General features: G+C 63.4%; 24 protein-coding genes. 20 read left to right on the top strand and 4 right to left on the bottom strand.

All coding sequences use genetic code 11. From position 1 onward, the window contains the following. Position 1 precedes the first annotated feature (1 nt). The 14 genes from murD to NKG60_RS01000 all read left to right on the top strand — a co-directional run bounded on the left by murD (position 2) and on the right by NKG60_RS01000 (position 18,363). Positions 2-1,402: a UDP-N-acetylmuramoyl-L-alanine--D-glutamate ligase gene (gene murD, locus NKG60_RS00935; protein WP_352564481.1), complete on the top strand. Its 1,401-nt coding sequence runs from the start codon at positions 2-4 to the stop codon at positions 1,400-1,402. Then, entirely contained in the window at positions 1,402-2,553 is a 1,152-nt protein-coding gene (ftsW, locus tag NKG60_RS00940) for a putative lipid II flippase FtsW (RefSeq protein ID WP_352456168.1), read from the top strand. The genes murD and ftsW overlap by 1 nt, the downstream gene beginning before the upstream one ends. 1 nt (position 2,554) lies before the next feature. Beyond that, a complete protein-coding gene (murG, locus tag NKG60_RS00945) occupies positions 2,555-3,682 on the top strand; it encodes an undecaprenyldiphospho-muramoylpentapeptide beta-N-acetylglucosaminyltransferase (RefSeq protein ID WP_352665943.1) in 1,128 nt (375 codons plus the stop codon). Further along, positions 3,679-5,085: a UDP-N-acetylmuramate--L-alanine ligase gene (gene murC / locus NKG60_RS00950; protein WP_352564485.1), complete on the top strand. Its 1,407-nt coding sequence runs from the start codon at positions 3,679-3,681 to the stop codon at positions 5,083-5,085. Before murG ends, murC begins: the two co-directional genes overlap by 4 nt. Beyond that, positions 5,082-6,047, top strand: coding sequence for a UDP-N-acetylmuramate dehydrogenase (murB, locus tag NKG60_RS00955; protein WP_352564486.1), 966 nt, complete (start codon positions 5,082-5,084; stop codon positions 6,045-6,047). Before murC ends, murB begins: the two co-directional genes overlap by 4 nt. 314 nt (positions 6,048-6,361) lie before the next feature. Next, the gene (locus tag NKG60_RS00960; protein WP_352564487.1) at positions 6,362-7,288 is read left to right on the top strand and encodes a D-alanine--D-alanine ligase; all 927 of its coding nucleotides are present in this window, start codon (positions 6,362-6,364) and stop codon (positions 7,286-7,288) included. Further along, a complete protein-coding gene (locus NKG60_RS00965; protein ID WP_352564488.1) occupies positions 7,276-8,217 on the top strand; it encodes a cell division protein FtsQ/DivIB in 942 nt (313 codons plus the stop codon). Before NKG60_RS00960 ends, NKG60_RS00965 begins: the two co-directional genes overlap by 13 nt. Continuing rightward, complete coding sequence (gene ftsA / locus NKG60_RS00970; RefSeq protein WP_352564489.1) at positions 8,214-9,521, top strand: cell division protein FtsA; 1,308 nt, start codon at positions 8,214-8,216, stop codon at positions 9,519-9,521. Before NKG60_RS00965 ends, ftsA begins: the two co-directional genes overlap by 4 nt. A 67-nt stretch (positions 9,522-9,588) precedes the next feature. Beyond that, positions 9,589-11,259, top strand: coding sequence for a cell division protein FtsZ (ftsZ, locus tag NKG60_RS00975; protein WP_352564490.1), 1,671 nt, complete (start codon positions 9,589-9,591; stop codon positions 11,257-11,259). Between the two features lie 279 nt (positions 11,260-11,538). Continuing rightward, a complete protein-coding gene (gene lpxC / locus NKG60_RS00980; protein WP_352492693.1) occupies positions 11,539-12,486 on the top strand; it encodes a UDP-3-O-acyl-N-acetylglucosamine deacetylase in 948 nt (315 codons plus the stop codon). Between the two features lie 204 nt (positions 12,487-12,690). Continuing rightward, positions 12,691-13,560, top strand: coding sequence for an outer membrane protein assembly factor BamD (locus tag NKG60_RS00985; RefSeq protein ID WP_254818981.1), 870 nt, complete (start codon positions 12,691-12,693; stop codon positions 13,558-13,560). A gap of 13 nt (positions 13,561-13,573) precedes the next feature. Continuing rightward, complete coding sequence (gene recN, locus NKG60_RS00990; RefSeq protein ID WP_352665941.1) at positions 13,574-15,247, top strand: DNA repair protein RecN; 1,674 nt, start codon at positions 13,574-13,576, stop codon at positions 15,245-15,247. A gap of 216 nt (positions 15,248-15,463) precedes the next feature. Then, positions 15,464-17,671: an NAD-dependent DNA ligase LigA gene (gene ligA / locus NKG60_RS00995; protein WP_352973849.1), complete on the top strand. Its 2,208-nt coding sequence runs from the start codon at positions 15,464-15,466 to the stop codon at positions 17,669-17,671. Then, positions 17,671-18,363, top strand: a complete 693-nt coding sequence (locus NKG60_RS01000; protein ID WP_352665939.1) for a DUF2461 domain-containing protein — start codon at positions 17,671-17,673, stop codon at positions 18,361-18,363. Before ligA ends, NKG60_RS01000 begins: the two co-directional genes overlap by 1 nt. A 21-nt stretch (positions 18,364-18,384) precedes the next feature. On the opposite strand, the gene NKG60_RS01005 is transcribed toward NKG60_RS01000, so the two are convergent. Beyond that, positions 18,385-19,182 carry a class I SAM-dependent methyltransferase gene (locus tag NKG60_RS01005; RefSeq protein WP_352667131.1) on the bottom strand — a complete coding sequence of 266 codons (798 nt, stop codon included), beginning with the start codon at positions 19,180-19,182 and terminating at the stop codon, positions 18,385-18,387. Between the two features lie 240 nt (positions 19,183-19,422). On the opposite strand from NKG60_RS01005, the gene NKG60_RS01010 reads away from it, so the two are divergent. From NKG60_RS01010 to NKG60_RS01020, 3 genes are all read left to right on the top strand, one after another. Continuing rightward, the gene (locus NKG60_RS01010) at positions 19,423-20,151 is read left to right on the top strand and encodes an AzlC family ABC transporter permease (RefSeq protein ID WP_352973853.1); all 729 of its coding nucleotides are present in this window, start codon (positions 19,423-19,425) and stop codon (positions 20,149-20,151) included. Further along, on the top strand, positions 20,148-20,444 hold the full coding sequence (locus NKG60_RS01015; RefSeq protein ID WP_352667125.1) for an AzlD family protein: 297 nt from the start codon (positions 20,148-20,150) through the stop codon (positions 20,442-20,444). Before NKG60_RS01010 ends, NKG60_RS01015 begins: the two co-directional genes overlap by 4 nt. A 317-nt stretch (positions 20,445-20,761) precedes the next feature. Further along, a complete protein-coding gene (locus tag NKG60_RS01020; RefSeq protein ID WP_352667122.1) occupies positions 20,762-21,652 on the top strand; it encodes a LysR family transcriptional regulator in 891 nt (296 codons plus the stop codon). Here the strand turns inward: NKG60_RS01020 and NKG60_RS01025 are convergent. After that, on the bottom strand, positions 21,642-23,486 hold the full coding sequence (locus NKG60_RS01025) for an aminopeptidase P family protein (protein WP_352667120.1): 1,845 nt from the start codon (positions 23,484-23,486) through the stop codon (positions 21,642-21,644). The two genes, NKG60_RS01020 and NKG60_RS01025, sit on opposite strands and share 11 nt — an antisense overlap. Before the next feature lie 110 nt (positions 23,487-23,596). On the opposite strand from NKG60_RS01025, the gene NKG60_RS01030 reads away from it, so the two are divergent. Then, entirely contained in the window at positions 23,597-23,866 is a 270-nt protein-coding gene (locus tag NKG60_RS01030; RefSeq protein WP_352973857.1) for a hypothetical protein, read from the top strand. Positions 23,867-23,905: 39 nt separating this feature from the next. Here the strand turns inward: NKG60_RS01030 and NKG60_RS01035 are convergent, their stop codons facing one another. Together NKG60_RS01035 and NKG60_RS01040 are read right to left on the bottom strand one after the other, a co-directional pair. After that, positions 23,906-24,778 carry a 50S ribosomal protein L11 methyltransferase gene (locus tag NKG60_RS01035; RefSeq protein WP_352667114.1) on the bottom strand — a complete coding sequence of 291 codons (873 nt, stop codon included), beginning with the start codon at positions 24,776-24,778 and terminating at the stop codon, positions 23,906-23,908. Between the two features lie 11 nt (positions 24,779-24,789). Beyond that, on the bottom strand, positions 24,790-25,368 hold the full coding sequence (locus NKG60_RS01040; RefSeq protein WP_352667111.1) for an SCO family protein: 579 nt from the start codon (positions 25,366-25,368) through the stop codon (positions 24,790-24,792). A gap of 203 nt (positions 25,369-25,571) precedes the next feature. Between NKG60_RS01040 and NKG60_RS01045 the strand changes: the two genes are divergently transcribed. Continuing rightward, positions 25,572-26,060, top strand: a complete 489-nt coding sequence (locus NKG60_RS01045; protein ID WP_023676745.1) for a CreA family protein — start codon at positions 25,572-25,574, stop codon at positions 26,058-26,060. A gap of 94 nt (positions 26,061-26,154) precedes the next feature. Then, a complete protein-coding gene (locus tag NKG60_RS01050) occupies positions 26,155-26,796 on the top strand; it encodes a DapH/DapD/GlmU-related protein (RefSeq protein ID WP_352863709.1) in 642 nt (213 codons plus the stop codon). Positions 26,797-26,812 lie beyond the last annotated feature (16 nt).

Consider the following 26,812-nt stretch of genomic DNA (forward strand, 5'->3'; position numbering starts at 1 on the left):
CTTGATCCCCGCCGCATCCTTTTCAGGCAAGCGCGTTTCGCTCTTCGGGCTCGGTGGCTCGGGGATCGCCACGGCGCGCGCACTGATCGAGGGCGGCGCGGATGTGCTGGCCTGGGACGACAATCCCGACAGCGTCGCCAAGGCCGGTGCGGTCGGCATCATGACAGCGGACCTGCGCGGCGCGGACTGGGCAAGGTTTTCCGCCTTCGTGCTGTCGCCCGGCGTGCCGCTGACGCATCCCAAGCCGCACTGGACCGTCGAGCTCGCGCGGGGCTCGGGCGTCGAGATCATCGGCGACATCGAGCTTTTCTGCCGCGAGCGGACGGCGCGGGCGCCGGCAGCACCCTTCATTGCCATCACCGGCACCAACGGCAAGTCGACGACCACGGCACTGACGGCGCACATCCTCAAATCGGCTGGGCGCGACACGCAGATGGGCGGCAATATCGGCCGCGCAGTGATGACGCTGGATCCGCCGCAGCCCGAGCGGCACTATGTGGTTGAGTGCTCGTCCTACCAGATCGATCTTGCCCCTTCGATCAATCCGACGGCCGGCGTCCTGCTCAATCTGACGCCGGACCATCTCGACCGCCACGGCACGATGCAGCACTACGCCTCGATCAAGGAGCGGCTGGTGGCCGGCAGCGAGACGGCAATCATCGGTGTCGACGATTCCTGGTGCGCCCAGATCGCCGACCGGCTGGAGCGTGCGGGCCGGCAGGTCATTCGGATTTCCAAGCGCCTGCCGCTGACCGACGGTTATTTCGCCGACGGCACGAATTTAATGGAAGCCGTGCACGGCCGCTACAGCAGGGTCGCCTTCCTCGAAGGCATCGGCTCGTTGCGCGGCCAGCACAATGCGCAGAATGCACTGGCTGCCGCCGCCGCCTGTCTCAAGGTCGGGCTCGAACTCGGCGAGATCCAATCCGGACTGGAGAGTTTCCCGGGGCTGGCGCACCGCATGGAGCAGGTCGGCCGCAAAGGGCATGTGCTGTTCGTCAACGATTCCAAGGCGACCAATGCCGATGCCGCTGCACCGGCGCTGTCGAGCTTTGCGCGTATCTACTGGATTGCCGGCGGCCTGCCGAAAGAGGGCGGCATCGAGCCGTTACGCGGCTTCTTCCCGCGCATCGCCAAGGCCTATCTGATCGGCGAAGCCGCACCGGCCTTTTCGGCGACGCTGGGCGAAGCGGTGCCCTACGAGATATCAGGCACGTTGGCGGCGGCAGTCGAACACGCCGCCCTCGATGCGGCCAGGGATAATAGCGGCGAGGCAGTGGTGCTGCTGTCGCCGGCCTGCGCCAGTTTCGACCAGTTCAAGAATTTCGAAGTCCGCGGCGAGGCGTTCAGGCAAGCCGCAACCGCCATTGATGGCATGAAGCCCATCGGAGGGACACGATAATGCAAAGCCGTCTCGACAAAAGCCCTGTGGCGACCTGGTGGTGGACGATCGATCGCTGGTTCCTGGCGGCGTTCCTGTCGCTGATGGGGCTCGGCATCGTTTTGTCTTTCGCCGCAAGCCCGGCGGTGGCCGAGCGCATCGGGCTAGACAGTTTCCACTTCGCGACACGCCAGATCATCTTCACCATTCCGGCGCTTGGGGTAATGCTGGCCGTCTCGTTCCTTGAATCCAGGCAGATCCGGCGCATGGCGCTGGTCATGTTGTGCATCATGCTGTTTCTGATGGTGGCGGTGCTCTATATCGGCGTCGAGGTGAAGGGCGCGCGGCGCTGGGTGTCGCTTGCCGGCCTGTCGATCCAGCCGTCCGAGTTCCTGAAACCGGCCTTCGTCATCATCTGCGCCTGGCTGTTCGCCGAGCACAAGCGCCAGCCCGACATTCCGGGCAATCTGTTCGCCATGTTGCTGCTTGCGCTGGTCATCTCGCTGCTGGTGGCGCAGCCTGACCTTGGGCAGACCATGCTGGTGCTCGGCACCTGGGGGGTGATGTTCTTCATGGCCGGGTTGCCGTGGCTGTGGATCGTCGCGCTGGGTGCTGCAGGGGTCGGCGGCGTGTTCGCCGCCTATGCGGTGTTCCCGCACGTTGCCGGCCGCATCGACCGCTTCATGACCGGCGAGGGCGACACGTTCCAGGTCGACATGGGCCGCGAGGCGCTGATCAATGGCGGCTGGTTCGGCGTCGGGCCGGGCGAGGGTACCGTCAAGCGGGTCATCCCCGACAGCCACGCCGATTTTGTCTTCTCCGTCGCCGGCGAGGAATTCGGGCTGATCATGTGTTTCTTCATCATGTCCATCTTCGGCTTCATCGTGCTGCGCGGTCTCAACACGGCACTCAGGGAGCAGGACGATTTCACCCGCTACGCGGTGGGCGGCCTGGTTACGGTCTTCGGCCTGCAGTCGGTCATCAACATGGCCGTCAATCTGCAGCTGATGCCGGCCAAGGGCATGACGCTGCCGTTCATCTCCTACGGCGGCTCTTCGCAGATCGCGATCGCCATCTCGATGGGCATGGTGCTGGCGCTGACGCGCAAGCGCCCGGAAAAGCGCAAGCAGCTGGGCTTCATGCCGTCGCCGCGTGCGATGCCGGCGGAGTGAGATGGCGAAGGGGGTTATCCTTCTGGCGGCAGGCGGAACGGGCGGACATCTGTTCCCGGCCGAGGCGCTGGCACATGAACTGACCAGTCGCGGCTGGACGGTGCATCTGGCGACGGACGACCGCGCCGAGCGCTTTGCCGGGCAGTTCCCGGCGGCCGCCATCCATCCGATCCAGTCGGCGACGATGGGCTCGAAGAATCCCTTTGCTATGCTCGCCGCGTTTTGGAAAATCTGGCGTGGGGTTAGGCAGGCATCCGCCGTCATCGCCAGCATCAAGCCCGCCATCGTGGTCGGCTTCGGCGGCTATCCGACACTGCCGCCGCTTTACGCGGCGACCCGGCGCAAGGTACCGACGCTGATCCACGAGCAGAATGCGGTCATGGGCCGCGCCAACCGGGCGCTCGCCGGCCGCGTCGACGCCGTTGCCGGCGGATTCCTGCCGGAAGACATCAGTGCCACTGGCGCAAAGACGGTGACCACCGGCAATCCGGTCAGGCCGCAAGTATTGGAGGCCGCGAATACACCCTATGCTGCTTCGGCCGGCGAAGAGCCGTTCCGGTTTCTGGTATTTGGAGGCAGCCAGGGCGCGCAGTTCTTTTCCGACGCGGTGCCGGCGGCGATCGCCCGGTTTTCCGATGCACAGCGTAGGCGACTGGCGATCACGCAGCAGGCCCGCGCCGACGATGTGGGGCGGGTGAGAGCCGCCTATGCCGCGCTTGGCATCGAGGCCGAGGTGTCGCCCTTCTTCACCGACATGGCGGCGCGGCTCGCGGCGGCGCATCTGGTGATGTCGCGCTCCGGCGCGTCGACCGTATCGGAAATCGCGGTGATCGGCAGGCCGGCGCTGCTGGTGCCTTATCCCCACGCGCTCGACCACGACCAGGCGGCGAATGCGGCGGCCCTTGCCGCAGCGGGTGGCGCCGAGGTGCATCCGCAATCCACGCTTTCGGTGGAGCGGATCGCTGCGCTTGTCGGCGGGCTGATGGATGATCCAGGCAGGGCGGCGACAATGGCTGCGGCGGCGAAATCGTCCGGTAAACCGGATGCCGCGCGGTTGCTCGCCGATCTGACAGAGGCTATTGCGTCCAGGAAATCCGTTTCGGAATTCAGGAAGGAGACGCACGCATGAAGATGCCACAGACGATCGGCCTCGTGCATTTCATCGGCATTGGCGGCATCGGCATGAGCGGCATCGCCGAGGTGCTGCACAATCTCGGCTACAAGGTGCAGGGATCCGATCAGGCCGACAGCGCCAATGTGCAGCGGCTGCGCGACAAGGGCATCGAATGCTTCGTCGGCCACCAGGCCGAGAACCTCGGCGAGGCCGAAGTGGTCGTCGTCTCCACCGCAATCAAGAAATCAAACCCGGAGCTGAAGGCGGCGAGAGAGAAGTTGCTGCCGATCGTGCGGCGCGCCGAAATGCTGGCCGAGCTGATGCGCTTCCGGCAGGCGGTCGCGATCGGCGGCACGCATGGCAAGACGACGACGACTTCGATGGTGGCGACGCTACTCGATGCCGGCGGGCTCGACCCGACGGTGATCAATGGCGGCATCATCAATGCCTATGGCACCAATGCCCGCATGGGCGACGGCGAATGGATGGTGGTCGAGGCCGACGAGAGCGACGGCACCTTCCTCAAGCTGCCGGCCGAGATTGCCGTCGTCACCAATATCGACCCCGAGCATCTCGACCATTACGGCTCCTTCGACAAAGTGCGCGAGGCGTTTCGCCAGTTCGTCGAGAATGTGCCGTTCTACGGCTTTGGCGTGATGTGCACCGACCATCCTGAGGTGCAGGCGCTGGTCGGCCGCATCGAGGACCGGCGCGTCATCACCTATGGCGAAAATGCGCAGGCCGACGTGCGCTTCACCAATCATCGCATGGATGGCCCGACTTCGGAATTCGACGTGGTGATCCGCGACCGCAAGACGCACGGCCAGATAACGATATCAGGTCTGCGGCTACCGATGCCCGGGCGCCACAATGTCTCCAATGCGACGGCGGCGATTGCCGTCGCGCACGAGCTCGGCCTTTCGGCTGAGGCAATCAAGAAGGGTCTGTCGTCCTTCGCCGGCGTCAAGCGGCGCTTCACCCATACCGGTTCGTGGAACGGTGTCGATGTGTTCGATGATTACGGTCATCATCCGGTCGAGATCACGGCAGTACTGAAGGCTGCGCGCAGCGCTACCAAGGGCCGCATCATCGCCGTTACCCAACCGCATCGCTTCACCCGGCTGCGCGATCTGTTCGACGAGTTTTCCGTCTGCTTCAACGACGCCGATACGGTAATGGTGGCACCTGTCTATGCGGCCGGCGAGGAACCGATCGACGGCGTTACGTCCGACGCACTGGTGTCGCGCATCCGCTCCGGCGGCCATCGCGACGCACGCTACATCGAAGGTCCGGCGGCGATTGCGCCGATCGTGCGCGAGGTGGCGAAGCCGGGCGATTTTGTGGTCTTCCTCGGCGCCGGCAACATCACCCAATGGGCCTATGCGCTGCCCAAGGAACTCGGCGGGACCATCACATGACGCGCGGCCAGGCGTTGATCGAGAAGCTTGGCGACCGGCTTGCCGGACTGCGCGGCCGCATCACGCCCAATGCCGAGATGGACAAGATCACCTGGTTTCGAGCCGGCGGGCTCGCGGACGCATTGTTCCAGCCGGCCGACGAGGACGATCTTGCCACGTTCCTGAAGGCGGTGCCGGAGGAAATTCCGCTGACCGTCGTCGGCGTCGGCTCGAACCTGCTTGTCCGTGACGGCGGCATTGCGGGCTTTGTCATCCGGCTTTCGGCCAAAGGCTTTGGTGAGACCGAAGTTATTGCGCCGACCACGATCAAGGCGGGCGCTGCGACACCCGACAAGCGCCTTGCGGCCGTCGCCTATGAGGCCGGCATCGGTGGCTTTCATTTCTACCACGGCATTCCCGGCGCCGTTGGCGGAGCGCTGAGGATGAACGCCGGCGCCAATGGCGTCGAGACGCGCGAGCGTGTGGTCGAGGTGCGGGCACTCGACCGCAAGGGCAATGTTCATACGCTGAGCAATGCCGATATGGGCTATGCCTATCGCCATTCATCGGCGCCGTCCGGGCTGATCTTCACGTCGGCGCTGCTCGAAGGCGTTCCCGAGGACAAGGCGGCGATCAAGGCCGCGATGGATGCTGTCCAGAACCATCGCGAGACGGTGCAGCCGATCCGCGAAAAGACCGGTGGCTCGACCTTCAAGAATCCCGAGGGCACCTCGGCCTGGAAGGAAATCGACAAGGCCGGCTGCCGCGGCCTGATGGTCGGTGGGGCGCAGATGTCGCCGATGCATTGCAACTTCATGATCAACACCGGAACGGCCACAGGCTACGAGCTTGAATATCTCGGTGAGACGGTGCGCGCGCGTGTGCTCGAAAAATCGGGCATCCGGCTGCAGTGGGAGATCAAGCGCATCGGCAATTTTCGGCCGGGCCATGCTGTCCAGGAATTTCTCGGGCAGTTGCTTTAGGCAAGCCGACCGCCGTTGCCTTTCGGGCTCATGAATTCACATTTTGCTGCCGTTTTTGCGGAAAGTGAATCCATCGGAATCGTAAGCACTTGCCAGCGAATCAACTCTCTGATTCTCTGCCCTGAAGCGTTTCCTGATTTGAGTCGTTTCGACGCGTTACTTGCGTTTCCGTCTGGGGGGCAACCTGCCGGGAGACTCGGACTCAATGTTGCGGAAACAAGGGAGCGAAGTTGCTCGGGCGCATTTGAGTGCGCGCGATGCTTTTCGGGGCATGCACGATGGTGCAGGCCTGCTGTGAGAGGAAATGACGGGGAATGACAAGCAAGCATGTGGCCGTCCTTCTGGGGGGATTCTCGTCCGAGCGGCCCGTGTCCCTGTCGTCGGGTAAAGCCTGCGCCGATGCGCTCGAGGGAGAGGGCTACCAGGTCACCCGCGTCGACGTCTCGCGCGACATCGGCTCGGTGCTGGGCGCGCTCAAGCCTGACGTCGTCTTCAATGCGCTGCACGGCCCCTTCGGCGAGGACGGCACCATCCAGGGCATCCTTGAGTACCTCGCCATTCCGTACACCCATTCCGGCGTGCTTGCCTCGGCGCTCGCGATGAACAAGGAGCAGGCCAAGAAGGTCGCCAAGGCGGCCGGCATTCCGGTGGCCGAATCGAAGGTGGCCAATCGCTTCGCCATCCAGAACAAGCACCCGATGAAGCCGCCCTATGTCGTCAAGCCGGTCAACGAAGGGTCGAGCTTCGGTGTCGTCATCGTCCATGAAGGCCAGTCGCATCCACCGCAGATCATCGGCTCGTCCGAGTGGAGATATGGCGATACGGTGATGGTCGAGCGTTATGTGCACGGACGGGAATTGACCTGCGCGGTGATGGGCGATGTGGCGCTCGGTGTCTGCGAGATCATCCCGACCGGCCATTCCTTCTACGACTACGATTCAAAATACGTCGCGGGAGGATCAAAACACGAATGCCCGGCAAAACTTTCACCGAATATTTACCAAAAAATACAGACACTGACGCTCAAGGCTCACCAAGCTATCGGCTGTCGGGGCGTTTCCCGGTCGGACTTCCGTTATGACGATCGTCACTCCGAAAACGGCGAAATTGTCTGGCTCGAGGTCAACACCCAGCCGGGCATGACGCCGACGTCTTTGGTGCCGGAAATCGCCGCGCAAGCGGGACACTCGTTCGGCGATTTGTTGAGTTGGATGGTGGAGGACGCTTCGTGTCTGCGTTGAAGTGGGGACAGGGCAAGGGGAAGGGCGCGGCCGGGCCGGCGCTGTTCGGCATGCCGTTGTCGTTCGACCATTTCGTGCTGCCGCGCCTGCTCCGCCGGCCGGTGCGCGTGCTGGCGCGCCTCGGCGAAGGCGACTTCGAAGCGCCGCCCTATTGCGCTGCCATGCTGTCGGCGGCACTGCTTGTTTCGAGCAGTGCCTATGGCGCCTATCTCGGCGGATATTCCGACGCCATCGTCCAGAGTGTCACCGCCCGCACCGGCTTTGCCGTCGACCAGGTCAAGGTCGTCGGCAACCGCGAAACGTCCGAGATCGATATTCTCGACAGGCTGGAACTCGACGGCTGGACCTCGCTGATCGGCTTCGATGCCGAAGCCGCGCGCGAACGCATCACCACGCTGCCCTGGGTCGAAGCCGCGGCGGTGCGCAAGGTCTACCCGCATACGCTGGAAGTGCGCGTCGAGGAGCGCGAGCCGTTCGCTCTGTGGCAGCAAGGCAGCGCGCTTTCGGTCATCGAGAAATCCGGCACCGTCATTGCGCCGTTCTCCGGCGGCAAGCAGATGTTGCTGCCGCTGATCATCGGCACCGGCGCACCTGCCAAAGCGCCGGATTTCCTGGCCAAGATCAAGAATTATCCGGAGCTCGCCGCGCGGATCAAGGGCTATATCCGCATCGGCGAACGGCGCTGGGATCTCAAGCTTGAAAACGGCATCACGATCAAGCTTCCCGAAGACGGTGAGGATCAGGCGATTGCCGACCTGGTCAGGATGGACCACGAGAACGGGCTTTTGACGCGCGACATCGCCGCCGTCGACATGCGCCTGTCCGATCGTCTGGTCGTCCAGTTGACGCCGGAAGCGGCGACGCAGCGCCAAGCCGCGCTCGACGAAAAGCCCAAGATGCTGAAGCGCAAGCCGGAGACGAAGATATGAGCTGGCTTGGCGGCAATAGCGATACCTCGTCGCGCCGGTCCGGCATCCTGACGGTGCTGGATGTCGGCTCCAGCAAGGTCTGCTGCGTGGTGGCCAAACTCAAGCCGCGCGACGATGGCAAGCTGCTGCGCGGACGCTCGCATCGCGTCCAGGTGATCGGCATCGGCCACCAGAAATCGCAAGGCGTGAAATCGGGCGTCGTCATCGATCTCGACCGCGCCGAGCACGCCATCCGTCTGGCCGTCGACGCCGCCGAACGCATGGCGGGACTGACGGTCGATTCGCTGATCGTCAACATGACTGCCGGTCGGCTGAAGAGCGAGGCTTTTTCGGCCACCATCAATCTCGGCGGCCATGAGGCCGACGAGGCCGACATCAAGCGCGTGCTTGCCGCCGGTGCCAAGCAGGCGCTGCGGGCCGAGCGCGAGGTGATCCATTCGCTTCCCGTTGCCTTTTCGCTGGATGCTGAGCGCGGTGTGCGGGATCCGCGTGGCATGGTTGGCGACCAGCTTGGCGTCGACATGCACGTGCTGACAGGCGACGCAGCGCCCTTGCGCAATCTGGAGCTCTGCATCAACCGCTCGCACCTGTCGGTCGAGCGCATGGTGGCGACGCCCTATGCCAGCGGGCTAGCCGCGCTGGTCGATGACGAGCTCGAAATGGGTGCGGCCTGCATCGACATGGGCGGCGGCACGACGACGATTTCGGTGTTTTCGGAAGGCAAGTTCGTCCATGGCGACGCCATCGCGATCGGCGGCAACCACGTCACGCTGGACATGGCCAAGGGCCTGTCGACCTCGCTCGATGCCGCCGAAAGGCTGAAGGTGATGCATGGCTCGGCGCTGCCTGGCAGTGCCGACGACCGCGACCTGGTTTCCATCCATCCGATCGGCGAGGACGGCGAGGTGCCGTTGCAGATCCCGCGCTCGGTGATGACGCGCATCATCCGCGCCCGCATCGACGAGACGCTGGAATTGCTGCGCGACCGGCTGAACAAATCCGGCTACGGCAACGCGGTTGGCAAGCGTGTGGTGCTGACCGGCGGCGCCAGCCAGCTTGCCGGCCTGCCCGAAGCAGCACGCCGCATCCTCGGCCGCAATGTGCGCATCGGACGCCCGCTTGGCGTGGCAGGCCTGCCCGAGGCGGCCAAGGGGCCGGCTTTTTCGACGCCCGTAGGGCTTCTGATCTACCCGCAGATGGCGAGCTTCGAGAGCCGCCCGGCGAAGGGAATTTCCGGTCTTCGGATGACCGGAACGGGCGGAAAACTGCATCGAATGAGTCAGTGGTTGAGAGACAGTTTTTAATTTGACGGGGACAGCCCCATAGGCGGCCGCGGCGGCGAAGCGGCGGGAAAGGCAAAGGACCAAGACAATGACCATCAATCTGCAGAAGCCGGACATTACCGAGCTCAAGCCGCGCATCACCGTGTTCGGTGTCGGCGGCGGCGGCGGCAATGCCGTCAACAACATGATCACCGCCGGCTTGCGCGGCGTCGAGTTCGTGGTGGCCAACACCGACGCGCAGGCATTGACGATGTCGAAGGCCGAGCGGCTGATCCAGCTCGGCGCGCATGTCACCGAGGGTCTCGGCGCCGGATCGCAGCCTGAAGTCGGGCGCGCGGCGGCGGAAGAGTGCATCGACGAGATCATCGATCATCTCTCCAACACGCATATGTGCTTCGTCACTGCCGGCATGGGCGGCGGCACCGGTACCGGGGCGGCCCCCGTCGTTGCCCGCGCTGCCCGCGAAAAGGGCATCCTCACCGTCGGCGTCGTCACCAAGCCGTTCCACTTCGAAGGCCAGCGCCGCATGAAGACGGCCGACATGGGTATCGAGGAACTGCAGAAATGCGTCGATACCCTGATCGTCATTCCCAACCAGAACCTGTTCCGGCTGGCCAATGACAAGACCACCTTCGCCGATGCCTTCGCTATGGCCGACCAGGTGCTCTATTCGGGCGTTGCCTGCATCACCGACCTGATGGTCAAGGAAGGCCTGATCAATCTCGACTTCGCCGACGTCCGCTCGGTCATGCGCGAAATGGGCAAGGCGATGATGGGAACCGGCGAGGCTTCGGGCGAGGGCCGCGCAATGGCCGCGGCTGAAGCCGCCATCGCCAACCCGCTGCTCGACGAGACCTCGATGAAGGGCGCCAAGGGCCTGCTGATCTCGATCACCGGCGGCCGCGACCTGACCCTGTTCGAAGTCGATGAGGCCGCAACCCGCATTCGCGAAGAGGTCGACCAGGACGCCAACATCATTCTGGGCGCCACCTTCGACGAGGAACTCGAAGGCGTTATCCGCGTATCGGTGGTCGCCACCGGCATCGACAAATCGGCGGCCGAAATCGCTGCCGCGCCGATCGCCATCCGCGCGGCTCCGCCGAAGCCGGTCAGCCGCCCGGCGGCCCAGGTCACGGAAATGCGCCCGGCGCCTGTCCAGCAACCGATCTATGAACCACGTGCTGCCGATCCGGTCGCCGAGGCCATTCAACTCGCCGAGGCGAATGCGGCAGCGATGGCACAGGCCCGCCCGGCACCGGTCGCGCATGCGGAAGACTTCCGTCCGCAGAGCAAGATCTTCCAGGCGCCTCCCGCTCAGCCGCAGCCGATGATGCAGCCGGTGGCTCAGCAAGCGATGCAGCCCGCTCCGCATCGTGAAATGCCGCAGCCGGTTGCCGCGGCACCCCAGCGCATGCCGCGGGTCGAGGATTTCCCACCGCAGGTGAAGGCTGAGGTGGAAGCCAAGGCCCGGCCGGCTGACCACGAGAACAGCGGCCCGATGGGCTTGCTCAAGCGCCTGACCAACGGGTTGACCCGCCGCGAAGAGGAGCCTGCACGGTTGCAGCCGGCGCAGCCGCGCGAACCGAAACTGCGCCAGGCGCCGGCGGAGGTGCGCCGCCTTGCCAGCCAGGATCCGCAGCTTTACGCGCCGCGCCGCGGCCAGCTGGACGAGCAGGGCCGCCTGACGCCGCAGAGCCGGGCTGTCCAGGAAGACGATCAGTTGGAGATTCCCGCCTTCCTGCGCCGACAGGCCAATTGATCTGTTAACGGTTCGTAACAGTTGTTAACAGGCGAGCAGGAAACTGTTCGCCTGTTAATATTAAAAGCACTTTTAAAACAAGGACTTATGGGGCAATCCTCCGCTGGGCCGCGGTTACAACGAGTAAGAAACCGTGATTTGGAGTCTCCCTGCGGGACCATTATCTTCGCCACCGGCCAAAGTCGGTTTGCTGGGAGTCTCGGGGAAGTGGCCCTGCCTGCCGATCAATCAAGAGCCGCGCCCTCAGGGCAGATGAAGCGGACCTAGGCAGTACGGGCTATGGGGATTGTTTTGCACGACTATCAGACGACACTTAAATCGCGTGCGACGCTGACCGGCATCGGCGTCCACAGTGGCAATCCGGTCACCGTCCATTTCCTGCCGGCAGATGCCGATACGGGTGTTGTCTTCCAGCTTTCGAATGCGAGCGGAAGCCACGAATTTCGCGCGCTCGTTTCCGAGGTCGGCGCCACCGATCTCTCCACCATGCTCGGCGATCCGCAAGGTGAGCACATTGCTACGGTGGAGCATCTGATGGCGACGCTTTTCGGGCTTGGGATCGACAATCTCGTCATCGAAATCGACGGCCATGAGGTGCCTATTCTCGACGGCAGCGCGGTGATGTTCGTCGAGGCCATTGACCAGGCAGGCATCGAAACGCTGCCGGTCAAGCGTCGCTACATCAGGGTGGTAAAGCCGGTTCGCATCGAGAACGGCGCTTGCTGGGCGGAGTTCAGGCCCTATGACGGCACGCGCTTCGAGATCGAGATCGATTTCGAAAGCCCAGCGATCGGGCGCCAGCTTTTTGCATCCGACATGAATGCCGACATTTTCCGCCGCGACGTCGCGCGTGCCCGCACTTTCGGTTTCATGAAGGACGTCGAGCGGCTGTGGGCGGCCGGCTATGCGCTCGGCTCGTCGTTGGAAAACTCCCTGGTGATCGGCGACGACAACCGCGTGATCAACATGGGAGGCGTGCGCTATCCCAACGAGTTCGCGCGCCACAAGACGATGGACGCGATGGGCGACCTGGCGCTCGCCGGTGCCCGGTTCATCGGCTGCTTCCGCTCCTATCGTGGTGGCCACAGGCTGAACGCCGCTGCGCTGCGCCGTCTCTTGTCGGACCGTTCGGCTTTCGAAATCGTCGAGACGACGCGCCGCGAGCGCGGCCGGACCGCCGAGATGAGCGCCGTCAACGCACCCCTCTATGCGCCCTGGATGATCTGATTCTTAAGGTCTTACGGCTCCCGTTGCGGTCAAGCTGTGTTGCATGGATGCATCACCGGCCGGCCAAATTACATAGCTTTCCAGGTAGCGCCAAACCGCCACAAAAATGTGCGATTGGCCGGGGATAGCGTTGCCGGGCAAGGCAATTATGGTTTATGGCTGCTGCCGTCGACTGAAATGACGCCGAAAGGGCGGAATCCAAACATGTTTTTCAAGCGAGTTGGTCAATCGAAGGCGCTGCGGCGGGCTGTTTTCCTGGCGCTTTCGGTGGTCGTTCCATCGCTGTTTCTGTCGGCCTGCATGTCGTCCGAGAAGGACGTCGATCTGTCGACCTATGTCGATCAGACCGAGCCGGCCGACGTGCTCTACAATCAGGGTCTCGCCAATCTGAATGCCGGGCGCCTGCAGGAGGCAAGCCGCAAGTTCGATGCCGTCGACCGCCAGCATCCATATTCCGAATTCGCCCGCAAATCGATGGTGATGGGTGCCTTTGCCGACTACCGTCAGGGCAATTACGACGAGGCGATCGGTTCGGCCAAGCGCTACCTGACCCTCTACCCGTCGACCGACGATGCAGCCTATGCCCAGTATATTATCGGGCTGAGCTACTACCGTCAGATCAAGGACGTCACCCAGGACCAGAAGGAAGCGCGTCTTACCGCGCAGACGATGCAGGATCTGGTGACGCGCTGGCCGACTTCCGAATATGTCGACGATGCCAAGGAGAAGATCCGCTTCGCCAACGATCAGCTCGCCGGCAAGGAGATGCAGATCGGCCGCTACTATCTCGAGCGCCGCGAATACATCGCGGCCGTCAAACGGTTCCGCAACGTCGTGGAGAACTATTCCAACACACGCCATGTCGAGGAGGCGCTGGCGCGTCTTACCGAGAGCTACTATGCGATGGGGCTGACGTCGGAAGCGCAGACCGCTGCGGCCGTGCTCGGCACCAACTATCCCGACAGCCAGTGGTACAAGGACTCCTACAAGCTCCTGCAGAGTGGTGGGCTCGAGCCGCGCGAGAATGCCGGATCGTGGATCTCCAAGGCCGGGAAGCTGATCACCGGCGCCTGAGCGGCGCGTCACCATGCTCTCCAGGCTGTCGATCCGCGATATCGTTCTGATCGAGAAGCTGGACATCGACTTCTCGTCCGGCCTTTCGGTCCTTACCGGCGAAACCGGCGCCGGAAAATCCATCCTGCTCGACGCTTTGTCGCTGGCGCTTGGCGCCCGCGGCGACGCTTCGCTGGTGCGGCATGGCGCGGCACAAGGCCAGATCATCGCCGTCTTCGACGTGCCGCGCAACCACGCGGCTCGCATGCTGCTTGCCGATAATGCCATCGAGGACGACGGCGACATCATCCTGCGCCGCGTCCAGACGGCGGACGGCCGCACGCGTGTGTTCGTCAACGACCAGCCGTCCAGCGTGACGCTGATGCGCGACATCGGCCGTGCGCTGGTCGAGATCCACGGCCAGCATGACGAGCGCGCTTTGGTCGATCCCGGCGCCCATCGCGAGTTGCTCGACAGTTTCGGCGGCCATCTCGGCCCTGCTCGGGCAACCGGCGAGGCGTGGCGGCGTTGGCGTACCTGCGAGCAGGAATTTTCACGACACCGGGCCAAAGTCGAGGCAGCTGCCCGCGAGGCCGATTATCTGCGTGCAGCGGTCGCCGAATTGACCAGGCTCGATCCGCAACCGGGCGAAGAGACGGAGCTGGCCGAACTGCGCGTCGCGATGATGCGAGCCGAAAAGATCGCCTCGGAAATCCACGATGCGCAGGATGTGCTCTCGGGTCCGTCCTCGCCCTTGCCGCAATTGGCCAGCCTGCTCAGGCGGCTGCAGCGCAAGGTGACCGAAGCGCCCGGGCTGCTCGAGGATGTCGTCAAATCGCTCGACGAGGCGATGCTGTCGCTCGACGCAGCGCAGTCGGGCGTGGAAGCAGCACTTCGCGCCACAGAATATGATCCGCAGCGGTTGGAGAAGACCGAGGAGCGGCTGTTTTCGCTGCGTGCCGCCTCGCGCAAGCACAGCGTCGCCGTCGATGACCTGGCGCAATTGCGTGACACCATGGCTGCCGACCTTGCCGATCTCGACGCCGGCGAGGAGCGCCTGCATGCGCTGGAGAAACAGGCTGCAGCGGCGCGTCAGGCCTATGACATTACGGCGGCCCAGCTGTCGTCGCTCCGCCATGCGGCGGCCGTCGGGCTGACCAAGGCGGTAATGGCCGAACTGCCGGCGCTGAAGCTCGAACGGGCCGAGTTCATCGTCGAGATCGCAAGCGATGCCGAGAGCCGCATGGAAGAAGGCATCGACCAGGTCGAGTTCTGGGTGCGCACCAATCCTGGCACCAGGCCGGGCCCGATGATGAAGGTCGCTTCCGGCGGCGAGCTTTCGCGCTTCCTGCTGGCGCTCAAGGTCGCGCTGGCCGATCGCGGGTCGGCGCCGACTTTGGTCTTCGACGAAATCGACACCGGCGTCGGCGGTGCCGTTGCCGATGCCATCGGCCAGCGGCTGGCACGGCTGGCAAAACGCGTGCAGGTGCTTTCGGTCACGCATGCGCCGCAAGTGGCAGCGCGCGCGGCGACGCATTTCCTGATCTCCAAGTCGGGCGGGGCCGACCGGGTCTCGACCGGCATCGCCGAGATGGACCGGGCGGCGCGGCAGGAAGAGATCGCACGCATGCTCGCCGGCGCCACCATCACCGACGAGGCGCGCGCGGCGGCCGAGCGACTGCTGCGGGAGAACACCGCGGCAGCCTAGAGCGGTTCATCTTTTCTTCGTTTCTGCGCAATTCCGGACGGAAAACCGTTTCACAGGTTTCCTGGAATTGCTCTAGACGAGTTCGTTTCCGGCGCTCGCGACCTGAGTCAGGGTCTGGCGCCATCCTGCTGTTCAGGAATGATTTTCCGTGTTTGGTCTCTCCCTCGTGAAAGAATCCTGTTCTATTGTGTCGCGCCACCGTGGAGGGAGCAGTGCATGGACGAAAAACCAGTGGATTCGCTCAGCGAAAGCGAGGCGGCAAGCGAGTTGAAGCGGTTGGCGCAGGAGATCGCCGAGCACGACCGGCGCTACCATGGCGAGGACGCGCCGATAATCACGGATGCGGAATATGACGCGCTGACCCGGCGCAATCTCGCCATCGAGCAGCGGTTTCCGCATCTTGTGCGCGAGGATTCGCCCTCACGCAGGGTCGGCGCGCCGCCGGCGGAAGGTTTTGCCAAGGTGCGCCACGCGGTGCCGATGCTCAGCCTCGCCAAGGCCTATACCGACCAGGACGTCGCGGACTTCATAGAACGGGGCCGGCGATTCTTTGACCGCGACAAGGGTCTGAACATTGCCTTCACGGCTGAGCCGAAGATCGATGGGCTATCGGCCTCCCTACGGTATGAAGGCGGTGTGTTCGTACAGGGGGCAACGCGCGGCGACGGCGCCGTCGGCGAGGACATCACTGCCAATCTCAAGACCATCGCCGATATTCCCAAAACCTTGAAGGGATCGGACTGGCCCGAGGTCATCGAAATACGCGGTGAGGTCTATATGACCTACGCGGAATTCGAGGCGCTGAAGCAACGTTCGGCGGCGATCGGCGGCCAGGATTACGTCAATCCGCGCAATACGGCGGCCGGGTCGCTCCGTCAGAAGGACCCGTCCGTTACCGCCAGCCGCAACCTCAAATTCTTTGCCTACGCCTGGGGCTATACCACAAAGGATCCGGCTCCGACCCAATACGATTCCGTGCAGAAATTCGCGGAGTGGGGATTCAAGGTCAGTCCGCTGATGGTCCGGGCAAAGTCGGTCGAGGAACTGGTCGCGCATTATCACCTAATCGAGACCCAGCGTTCATCGCTGGGCTACGACATCGACGGCGTCGTCTACAAGGTGGACCAGTTGGAATTGCAGCGCAGATGGGGCTTCGTCACCGGCGAACCACGCTGGGCCATCGCCCACAAATTTCCGGCCGAACAGGCGATGACGACCGTGCTGAGGATCGACATTCAGGTCGGCCGTACCGGTACGCTGGCGCCCGTTGCCCGGCTTGCGCCCGTCACGGTCGGCGGCGTCGTGGTCGAAAATGTCACGCTTCATAACGAAGATTACATCAAGGGTCTGGACAGCAACGGCCAGCCGATCCGCGACGGCTATGACGTGCGTATCGGCGACACAGTGGTCATCCAGCGGGCAGGGGACGTCATTCCGCAGATCGTGAGCGTCGTAGCCGACAAGCGTCCGCCAGATGCCATGCCCTACGAATTCCCGCACAAATGTCCGATCTGCGGTTCACCCGCGACGCGCGAAATCAAGGAAAAGACCGGCAAGGAAGATTCCCGCCGACGTTGCACCGGCGAACTGATCTGCCCTGCGCAGGCCGTGGAAGGATTGCGCCACTTTGTGTCGCGCGGCGCCATGGATATCGAAGGCCTGGGCGCCGAAAACATAGACCTGTTCTTCAATGCCGGGTTGGTCAAGACAGCCGCCGATATCTTCACTCTCCGGGACCGCCGTCCCGCCGTCACCAAGGCGCTGGCGGAGCGGCGGGAGGAGCAGGCCAGGCAGCGTGAGGCCGCATCGGGCAAGACGCGCAAGAATGTACGCAGTGTCGAGGAACGCAACTACGACGGCCTCGACAAGCTCTTCGCTGCCATCGACGCTCGTCGCGAACCGGAACTCGATCGCTTCATCTTTGCGCTGGGCATCCGCCATATCGGCGAAACGACGGCCGCTGTGCTGGCCCGAACCTTCTCGACCATCGAGGAGTTGATCCGCATTGGCAAGGAGACAGCAGCGGCAGCCGATCCACACACCGTTTTTCCTTCCATCAACGGCATCGGCGATACCGTGATAGGCGCTCTTCGTGATTTCTTCGGCAATGAACGCAACGACGCCGTGCTTGAAGCGCTGCTCACACAGGTCCACCCGAAGCCGTACATCGTGAACGTCTCAGCCGATAGCGCGGTCGCCGGCAAGACCATCGTGTTTACAGGCACGCTGGAAAGGATGACGCGCCCCGAGGCCAAGGCGATGGCCGAACGTCTCGGCGCGAAGGTCGCCGGCTCGGTTTCTGCGAAGACCGATCTCCTGGTGGCAGGGCCGGGCGCCGGTTCCAAGCTGAAGGACGCGACCAAATTCGGTATCGAGGTGATCGACGAGGACACCTGGCTGCAGCGGATCGGCAAGGGCGGGTGATGGCGGCTGCGTTCAACGGTTTTGGGCAAAAGGCCATTCCCTTCCTCAAGGCGCTCGATTTTCATCAGAGCCGGGAGTGGTTTTTGGAAAACCGCGACCTTTTCGAACGCGACCTGCGCGATCCCTTCGGCGATCTGGTCGAGACGCTCTCCGAGCGCTTCACGGCATTGGGGCTCGGCCTGCGCGGCGACCGCAAGAAGTCGCTGTTCCGGATTAATCGCGATGTGCGTTTCGCCAAGGACAAACGGCCTTATAACCGGCATTTGTCGGCGATCCTTTCGCCTGACGGCACCAAGATGGAACAGGGCGTGTTTTACGTCCATATCGGGCTCGAGCGCTGCTTTGCCGCCATTGCCTGGTGGCAGCCCGGACCGGAGCTATTGCTGGCGCTGCGCAACGCGATCGCGAAGCGGCCCGCTGAATTCCGCAGCCTCGTCGCGGCGCTGAAGAAGAACGGCCTCGAGCTTGATCCGGACGGCTGCATGAAGCGCACGCCGCGCGGCTTCGAGCATATCGCCGAGCCCGATCTCGCTGCCGCGATCCGCAACCGGCATTTTGCCGTCCGGCACGCAATCGAGCTCGCGGATATCTACGGAGCTGGATTGGTCGACGAACTCGTCGACTTCGTCATGCGGGCAAAACCGCTGCTCGACTGGGGCAGGGCGATCGAAGGCAAGGCTTCGCCGCGCTAGTCTAGCGGATAAATCAGACGGTCAAATGCGCCGCGCAGTGTAGAGGCTGGTGGTCATGTTGCGGGTTATGGAGCCTTGGAACTCGTCGCGGACGATGCGCCCCAGCTCCGCGAGGATTGCTTCGCGGTCGCTGCGGATGTTGATATTGGAAAAAGTGGCATAGAGGGCGACCGTCTGGTCAGGATCGAGGACGAGCGACCAGACGCTTGTCCGCTGTTCGATGGCATCGAACGCGCCGGTTCGCTCCAGCGCCGCCACGCGGGCCTCGGCATCAAGCGCGAACGGAATACCATTTGAGCCCGCCGAAGGGCTCGAAGGTCCTTCAAGCAGTGCCTTCGTCGCATCATGAAAGGGATCAGGGCGACTGTTGTCGCCGAATACATTCCAGACCATTGCCCACCAGCCGCCCGGCCGAAGCAGCTCGGCGACCTTGACCAGCGCCATGTCCTCGTCCAGCCAATGAAAGGCAGTGGCGCTGACGCCGAGATCAAAACCGGCCTTCTCAAGGACGGCATCCTCAAACGCAGAGACGCTCACCGAGAGCGCCTTGTCCTGAATAGTCTCGCAAAGGAAAGTCGCGAGGCGAGAATCCGGCTCGATGGCGAGCATCGGACTCGCGCCCAGTTCGAGTAAGCGGCGCGTAGCAGTTCCTGTACCTGCGCCAATCTCGAACGTCGTCGTGCCATGCGCGAGACCGCACCGTTCACATAGAATTTCGAATACCCAATCAGGATAGCCAGGCCGCGTCGCGTGATAGCTGCCGGGATCGGCGCCGAAGGCCAGGCGACCGAATTTTGGATCGATGAAAAATTCGCTCATTGCAACCACCTCTGGGGAACCACCTCTGGCCCTGGTCTGTGGCCGCCACTTCGGCAAGGACCGATGGGCGCCAACGGATATGCCCTCCCAGGTGCCAAGCGTCTGATTTTATCCACTGGGCACTGGAGCGCGCTTGCCGCGACGCTTCAGCTGTCATTTCCGCTGATCGTTTGCCTCAAGCGAATTGGTGTGACAAGCCGGACCGCCCTCCCTACATAGGCCCTTCCCGAGGAGCGGTCGATGTCGGCGGAAGCAATCTCCGAAAACAGCGCGAAAAACGATTTCTGGGACGGCGTGCGGCTCAGCATGCCCGTCGTGGTGGCGTCGGCGCCGTTTGCGTTGCTGTTCGGGGCGCTCGCAGTCGACAACGGGTTTTCCGTGCTCGAAGCGTTCCTGATGAGCGCAACGGTGTTCGGCGGCGCCAGCCAGATGGTCGGCATCGAGCTGTTCGGCCAGCATGTCGCGCCGTGGCTGATCGTGCTGTCGATCTTCGCTGTGAATTTTCGCCATGTGCTCTATTCGGCCGGTATCGGCCGGCGCATCGCGCATTGGCCACTGATCCAGCAGGCGATAGGCTACTTCGTGCTTACCGATCCGCAGTTCGCGGTGGCCGAGCGCAAGGCGGAGGCCGGCGAGACCGTCGGGTTCACCTGGTATATGGGGCTTGGGCTGCCGGTCTATGTGTTCTGGATCATCGAATGCGCGCTCGGCGCGATGTTCGGCAAGCTTATTCCCGACACCCATGCACTGGGCGTCGATTTCCTGCTGCCGATCTATTTTCTCGGCCTGGTCATGAGCTTCCGCAAGCGGCCGCTGTGGCTGCCGGTGGTCGTCGCCAGCGCTGCCGCCTCCATCATTGCCTACAAGACGGTCGGCTCGCCCTGGCATGTTTCCATCGGTGCGCTGGCCGGCGTGCTGCTCGCCGTCATCGTGCCGCCCCGCCACAGCGGCGTGGAGGCACGGCCATGAGCACGACCTTGTGGATCATCATCGCCGCTTCGATCGCGACCTATCTGACCCGCATCGGCGGTCATCTGGTGATCTCACGCTTCGATCATATCCATCCGCGCGTCGAAGCCGGGCTCAGCGCCGTGCCGGCGGCGGTGCTGACCACGCTGGTGGCGCCGGCGGCGCTCAGCGCCGGACCGGCGGAATGGGCAGCCTTGATCGTTGCCGGCCTTGTCTCACTGCGCGGCGGGCTGATGGCGATGTTCCTGGCGGGTGCTGCCGTGCTGATCCTCGCGCGGCAGCTCGTCGGCTGATCGACTTTTGCCTTGGCGGCGAGAGCACACATGCGCTTTACCGCAGCGACTATTGCCGCGCCGACCCGCGACAGGCTCAGCCGGATCGCCTCCGCTCTCTCCTGGTGGGCGCGACGTACGGCGCGGCTATAGAGCGCCTCGCGCTGCTTCGGCGTCAATGCGCTTAGATCGATCGGCTGGATGTCGAAGGGCTCACGCGACATTTTCCATCTCTCCTGGTTTGCCGTGTTGATCGGCAGCTGCACCGGTGATTTACGGCAAAGGCCTAATCAGCTAAAATGAATAATTAAGATCGTTATGTTCTCCAGGAGAGATGTATGGATTTGGCCGATCTGCGCATCTTCCGCACGGTGGTGCGCGAGGGCGGAATCACCAGGGCGGCGGAAAAACTGTTTCGCGTGCAGTCGAACGTGACCACACGCATCCGGCAGCTCGAGGAAGATCTCGGGGTGCAGCTGTTTATCCGGGAGGGCAAGCGCCTGCACGTATCGCCGGCCGGTCACAAATTGGTCGGCTATGCGGATCGGCTGCTGGCGCTTGCGGAGGAGGCGCGAACGGCGATGCTCGATCCACGCCCGCGCGGCACGCTTCGCCTAGGTGCCATGGAGAGCACCGCCGCGGCACGGCTTCCAAGTCTGCTCGCCGATTATCACGCACGTTATCCCGAAGTGGAAATCCAGTTGCGCACCGGCAATCCGCAGGTTCTCGCGACCGCCATGCTTGCCGGCGACCTCGATGCAGCCTTCGCCGCCGAGCCGATCGCCGACGCTCCGTTCGAAAAGCAGTCAGCATTCCAGGAGCAATTGGTCATCGTCTCGGCGGCATCGCGCGTTTCGATCGATGACCGCCTCGACATGCCCAAAACCATGATAGCCTTCGAGCACGGCTGCCCGCACCGCAAGCGGCTGGAACAATGGTATGCGCGCAGAGGGTTTATGGCCGAGAAAACCATCGAGCTTGGTTCATACCATGCCATCCTTGGTTGCGTGGTGGCTGGCATGGGCATAGCGCTGATGCCGAAAAGTGTGCTTTCGGGTTTCCCGGAGAGCCGCTGGCTAAAGCTGCACGAACTGCCCGCTGACGAAGACAACGCCGTCACGGTGTTGTTCTGGCGCAAGGGAGCCGGTTCTCCTAACGTCACGGCTTTGCAGGAACTGCTTGCGGAGCAAAGCCTGTCAACCGGCGTTGCGACCGCAGCTATTGCTTGAAGTCGTGCGGCAGCGGGGCGGTTGCTTTTTCCAGCCAGGCCAGCGTTTCGCCGTCGAGCATAGGTCCGATCTCGGCCAGCACCCGCGCATGGTATTCGTCGAGCCAATGGAGCTCGTCACGGGTTAAGAGGTCCGATCGGACCAGCCGCTTGTCGATCGGGACCAGCGTCAGTGTCTCGAAGCCATGCATGGCGATGTCGCCGCCCTCGATTGCCTCAGCCGGCGTCACCAGGACCAGGTTCTCTATGCGGATGCCGTAAGAACCTTCCTTGTAATAGCCGGGCTCATTGGAGACGATCATGCCGGCCAGCAGCTTTTCGGTGCCGGTCTTGGCGATACGCTGCGGGCCCTCGTGCACGGCAAGATAGGAACCGACACCGTGCCCGGTGCCATGGGCGAAATCGCAGCCGTGTCTCCACAGCGCCAGGCGGGCTACGGCATCGATCTCGGAGCCGCGCGTGCCCTGGGGGAAGCGCAGCATGGAGATGCCGATCATGCCCTTCAGCACCAGCGTGAAGCGCTCGCGCATCTCCTCGGTTGGCGTGCCGATCGGCACGGTGCGGGTGATGTCGGTGGTGCCGTCCTGGTACTGCCCGCCGGAATCGAGCAGGAACAGCTCGCCATCTCGCGGTTTGCGATTGGTGGCGCGGGAGACGCGGTAGTGCATGATGGCGCCGTTAGGACCAGCGCCGGAGATGGTATCGAACGATACGTCGCGCAGCGGCATCTGTGTTTCTTCGCCGGTTTGCCGGCGCGTCTCCTCAAGCCTTGTGACAACGGCGATTTCGTCGAGCGTGCCGGGCTTCTGGCGGTCGAGCCAGCACAGCAGCTTGGCGACCGCGGCGCCGTCGCGGCGATGCGCGGCGCGGGCGCCGGCGATCTCAGCTTTGTTCTTTGTTGCGCGTGGAATGCGGGCCGGATCGGGCACGGCAATGACGGTGCCGCCATTATCCTCGACCAGCATCCTGAGCTTGTCCGCCGCTAGAACCGGGTCCAGCGCGATTTTTGCGCCGCCCTTGGCCCGGGTGACGATTGCCGTTTCGAATTCACCTGGGTCGTGCAATTCAGCGAGTTGCGTCAGATAGGCCGCGACGGTGCGCGAAAACTTGCGCTGGTCCATGAAAAGCAGATGCGACCCGTCGGCGGCCAGCACGGCAAAGCCGAGCGCCAGCGGTGTGTGCGGTACGTCGCCGCCACGAATGTCGAAGGCCCAGGCGATGGAGGAGGGGTCGGTCAGCACGGCATGGGTGGCGCCGTCCTTCTCGATGGCCGCCGCCAGCCGCACCAGCTTGTCCTTGGCCAGTTCGCCGGCAAAGCCGATCGGGTGGATCTCGACCGGCGCCAGTGGCGGCCCGGGCTGGTCCTGCCAGATGGCGTCGATCGGATTCTCGTCGAGCGGCACCAGTACCGCGCCTGATTTCTCGGCCGAAGCCTTCAGCGCCTTGACGTCGCTGATCGTATGCAGCCACGGATCGAAGCCCAACCGCACGCCCTGGCCGAGATTGTCCTTGATCCAGTTGGCCGGCGGGTTGTCGACAAGGCTCTCGATCGAAAAGATGTCGAGATCGACCTCCTGGCGCACCTGCAGCGTGTAGCGCCCGTCGACAAACATGACGGCGCGCTCGCCAAGCACAATGGCGACTCCGGCCGAGCCGCTGAAGCCGGTCAGCCATTTCAGCCGTGCCGAGCGGTCGGCGACATATTCGCCCTGGTGCTCGTCGGCACGGGGCACGATGAAGCCATCCAGCCCGTTCGCCGCCAACCATTGGCGCAGCATTGCCACGCGCGGCTTGCCAACGGCCGGATCGCCGGCGGAATCGAAGGTCTGGAACATGTCGGCTCTCCTCGAATGCTGGCGCGACCGTAGCGCATGACTTCGAAAATCGGAATCGATTTCGGACCGATGATGGCCGGCCGCTACAGCGTCTTTTGCGCATGGAGGCCATGCAGAATCGGCGATTTCAAAAAGCGTCAGCAAGGCTTACCTTCTTCATGTGGAGGAAAGAGTCCTATTGCCCTGCAAAGGAGACCGTCATGTCCACGATTTCACCCGGACGCGGATTTTTCAGAAACGCTGTGAACGCGCTGATCGAAGCTCGCCAGCGCGAAGCGAGCCGGTATGTGAGCGGCGTTCTGCTTGGCTTTGACGACGAAACGCTGAAAGCTCATGGCTACGATCGCGAACAGCTGAAGAAAGCGGCGAACTCGCGCTAAGTCCGAGCGGATTCCGGCTTGCGTTGAAGGCGCTGCGCCTCAGCGCTTGAGGTGAATCGTCACCCAGCCCTCGCGGTGCAAGGTGCGGACGTGCCGGAATTTCTGGCCGACATAGGCTGCGACTACCGCGTCGCGCTGGCGCCCGAGGATGCCCGATAAGACGATCGAGCCACCGAGCGCGATATGTCCGGCCATTTGCGGCGCCAGACGCATCAGCGGCCGCGCCAATATGTTGGCGACGATCAGGTCGAAGGGTGCACGCGCGGCAAAGATCGGATGATGAAAACCGGGCGCCGCTACCGTTTCAATAAACCCCTTGACCTGGTTCAGCCGCGCATTGGCGGCGGCCACCTTGACGGCGACGGGGTCGATGTCGGTCGCCAGCACCGGAATATGCGCGAGCTTGGCCACCGCGATGGCGAGCACCGCGCTGCCGGTGCCAAGGTCGAGCGCGTTGCGCGGATGCTCGCGCCGTATGACCTGCTCCAGCATTTCGAGGCAGCCGGCGGTAGTGCCGTGATGGCCGGTGCCGAAGGCGAGGCCGGCCTCGATCTCGATGGCGAGCTCGCCGCTGTGGCGCTTCCTGCGGTCATGCGCGCCATGGACGAAGAAGCGCCCGGCCCGCACCGGCTTCAATCCCTCTAGCGAGCGCGCCACCCAGTCGATGTCGGGCAGCGCTTCGCGCGCTATCGGTTTCGACAGTGACAGTCCGGCAAGGATGTTCCTAAGCCGCGCCTCGATCGCATCGACGTCGTCGTCGGCATAGAGCGATACTTCGTGGATGTCGCGGTCCTCGTCGACCTCGAGCACCGCAATCGGCAGGCCCTCATCGTCGAACGCCGCACCGAGCGCCGCGAAGATGCGATCAGCCTCGATCTTGCCCGCGGTGAAATACAAACGCGTCTGCGTCATTACCGGATATGTCAACCTTCCGCCGCCAGCCGTTTGAGCTTGGCGATGGCGGCGTCCGGGCTTTCGCCATAGGCTATAGTGCCGGCGAAGTCGCCCTTGGCATTGAGCAGCAGCACCGAAGCGGTGTGGTCCATCGTGTAGTCGCCGTCGTTCGTGTCGACTTTCTTCCAGTAGATGCCGAAGGACTTGGCCATGGCGTGGACCTTGTCGGGATCGCCGGTGATGCCGAGGATGCGATCGGAGAAATTGCTGACATAAGTGTTCATGATTTCGGGCGTGTCGCGCTCCGGGTCGACCGTAACGAAATAGGCGCGCAGGCTCTTGCCGTCATCGCCCATCGTCTTCAGCCAGCCGGCCAACTCGAAAAGCGTGGTCGGACAGACTTCCGGACAATGGGTGAAGCCGAAGAAGACGACGCTGGGGTGGCCGCGAAAGGCGGCTTCGGTGACCGGCGCGCCCTTCTGGTCGACCAGCGTGAAAGGTGCTCCGAACGGCTCGCCGCCATAATGTCCGCGGTACCAGTCGAAGGTGAGCCAACCGATTCCTGCGGCCATCAGGACGAGAATACCGACCAGAATTGAACGCATCATCAGTGAAGTCCGTCGTTATTTCCATCGGCGCCGGGTTGGCGCCGTGAAGCCCTGGCTTGGCGAACACTCTTAGCGGTTCGGTCGCGCCGACGCAAAGATGTCGCGTTGCCGCAACCGGCAATGCTGTGGGAGGCGATCTGCTTGCAAAGCGCTGCCGTTCGTCCCACCTGAGGTCGGCAAAATTCGAACCGCAGGAGGCCTCTTTGCGAAAACTGATTGGCGGCGCGCTGGCCGCATGCCTTGTCATTGGCGCTGGCGCCGCCGCCGCCGAGGAAGTCGGCAAGGTCGGCGTCGATTGGCTCGGCAACGACATCATCGTCGAGGCGATCAAGGATCCGAAGGTCGAGGGCGTGACCTGCCACGTCTCCTATTTCGACCGCGGCGTGATCGACCGCCTGCAGAAAGGCAACTGGTTCGAGGACCCGTCCGATTCCTCGATCTCCTGCCGCCAGACCGGGCCGATCACCATTGGCGACATCGACATGAGCGAGGCCGGCGAGGAGGTGTTCAAGCAAGGCATCAGCCTGATCTGGAAAAAGCAGGTGGTGAACCGCATCTACGACAAGGCCAACGAGACGCTGATTTACCTGTCGCATTCGCGCCAGGTGCAGGATGGCTCGGCAAAAATGTCGGTCACCACTGTGCCGCTCTACGGCCAGAACGTGGTGTGGACCAGCGGCAAGCCGAAATAGAGACTTAAGGTGCTACAGGGTCCTTGGCGCCCAAACGGATGTGCGGCGCTGCACTCGGCTTGCGAGACTATGCGCGCGGGCGTAAAGCGCCCGCATGGACCGTCCCGAACACCTTGTCCTGAAAGATCCCGAGCCGCGCATCCATCCGACGGCGGAGTTGAAGGCGTGCAAGCTTGGACGCTATGCGTCGATCGGCGAGCGGGTCATCCTGCGCGAGGTGACGGTCGGCGACTTCTCCTACTTCGAGCGCCATGCCGAGGCGATCTATACGACGATCGGCAAATTCTGCTCGATCGCCGCCAACAGCCGCATCAATGCGCTGGAGCATCCGGTCGAGCGGCTGACGCAGCACAAGATCAGCTATCGGCCCAACGAATATTTCCGCTGGCTGGGTGTCGATCAGGCGTTCCGCGACCGGCGGCGGGCGAAAGCCGTCAGCATCGGCCATGATGTCTGGATCGGCCATGGCGCCGTGATCATGCCTGGCGTAGTGATCGGCAATGGCGCGATCGTCGGTGCCAATGCGGTGGTGACGCGAGACGTGCCGGCCTATGCAATCGTCGCCAGCGTTCCGGCCCGGCCATTGCGGCAGCGCTTCAGCGCGGAAACTGCGGCCCGGATCGAACGTCTTGCCTGGTGGGACTGGCCGGTCGAGAAACTGGCCAGGGCAGTCCCCGACATGCAGGTCTTGCCCATCGAGGCTTTCCTCGACCGCTGGGAAAACGACGCCACCTGATCTTTGCAAGCGCGGC

This window comes from Mesorhizobium sp. M1428 (assembly GCF_040317515.1).
GTDB lineage: Bacteria > Pseudomonadota > Alphaproteobacteria > Rhizobiales > Rhizobiaceae > Mesorhizobium.